Below are 1608 nucleotides of genomic sequence, written 5' to 3' on the forward strand. Positions count from 1 at the left end.
GTGTACGGCGTCGGCGTGTGCGTGGCGATCCCGCCGGTCGAGGCGACGCCCGTGCCGACGGGCGCCCCGAAGACCGGCTACATGATCGAATCGATGGTGACCGCGACCGCGCACAACATCCGCGACGCGATCGATGGCCGCCAGCCGACGCACCGGGCGACGTGGAACGCCGTGTGCCTCGCCGACATGGGCGACACGGGCATCGCCTTCGTCGCGCTGCCGCAGATCCCGCCGCGCAACGTCAATTGGTTCGCCGAGGGCAAGTGGGTGCACCTCGCCAAGATCGGCTTCGAGAAGTACTTCATCCGCAAGATGAAGAAGGGCACGTCCGAGCCGTTCTACGAGAAGTCGGTGATGAGCATGATGGGCATCACCAAGCTGAAGTCGCGGTAGCGACGACCCGCCGGCGCCTGGACGGGCCTGTGAACGGGTGCGGCGTTCCCCGCCGGATGTTAAGCGCCAGTTAAGCAGGTGTCGCTAACTTGGCGGCGATGCGCGAGCGTGGAGGCGGGGCCTCCGGGCGCGGCGCGCATCCACCCGGAGGGATTGCCATGAAGCTGCGCACACTTGCAACGACCATCATCGCCCTGTCGGCAATGCCGGCGCTCGCCCTGGCGTCGTCGGGCGCCGACGAATCGCGTGAGCTCCGGAAGGTGGCCAAGCGCCTCGAGTCGCGCTATCACGGCGAGGTCGTCGCCATCACCCGGGACGCGTCGGGTGACGAACGTCCGCACTATCACGTGGACATGAGCTTCGGCGCCGCCGGCATGGCCCGGCTCGACGTCGATGCCCGCACGCTCGATCTCGACACGCGGGACCTCCCGCTCGTTTCGTCCGGTGCTGCATCCCTCGCCGAGGCGGCGGCGATCGTCGCGGCGAGCGTTCCCGGCGAAGTCATCGCTGCCCAGGCCGACTCGGCTCCCGGGGTCGCGCCGCATTACGAAATCGACGTGCGCCTGACCGATCGCGCGGTGGCGCAACTGAGGGTCGACGCGACCACGCGAGGCATCTCGTGGCGCACACCCTACGTCGTCGCCCCATGATTGCAGGCACCGAGGCGGGAGCTGTGGACGACCGGACCGATCGCGGGACGATCCTCGTATGGGACCTGCCGCTGCGCGTGTTCCATTGGCTCCTCGCCGGCTCATTCGCTGCGGCGTTCGCTACCGGTGACGCCGATCGCTGGCGTGACGTCCATGCCCAGTTCGGCTATACGATCATCGCGCTGGTGGTGTTCCGCATCGCGTGGGGCGTGTTCGGGACGCGCCATGCGCGGTTCGGCGCCTTCCCGCCCGCGCCCGCGGCGGCGCTCGCCTACGTGCGTTCGCTGCTCGCGGGCAGGCCCGCCCACTACACGGGACACAACCCGGCCGGGGCCGTCGCGATCTACCTGCTGCTCGGGCTCGCGCTGGCAACGGGGCTCTCGGGGCTTGCCGCGTACGCAGAGCTCGGCGGCAAGTGGGTGGAAGAGGTTCACGAGGCGCTCGCCAATGCGATGCTCGCCGTGGTCGTCGTGCACATCGCCGGCGTGGTCGTGGGAAGCCTCGCCCATCGGGAGAACCTCGCGCTGGCGATGCTCACCGGCCGCAAGCGCGGCGCGCGCGAGAC

The 1608-nt window shown here is 69.5% G+C and carries 2 protein-coding genes and 1 pseudogene; all 3 read left to right on the forward strand.

Annotated elements, in window-relative coordinates:
• Positions 1–393 (forward strand): annotated as a pseudogene (locus tag WB308_RS06630) (NAD(P)/FAD-dependent oxidoreductase); the annotation flags it as partial.
• 158 nt (positions 394–551) lie between these two features.
• Positions 552–1043, forward strand: a complete 492-nt coding sequence (locus tag WB308_RS06635; RefSeq protein WP_424190205.1) for a hypothetical protein — start codon at positions 552–554, stop codon at positions 1041–1043.
• 23 nt (positions 1044–1066) lie between these two features.
• Positions 1067–1608 (forward strand): cytochrome b/b6 domain-containing protein (locus WB308_RS06640; RefSeq protein WP_424190207.1); only part of this gene is annotated, 542 nt, incomplete at its 3' end.

Origin of the sequence: Sulfuricurvum sp. (genome assembly GCF_049587615.1) — a bacterium.
In the GTDB taxonomy this organism is placed as follows: Bacteria; Campylobacterota; Campylobacteria; order Campylobacterales; family Sulfurimonadaceae; genus Sulfuricurvum.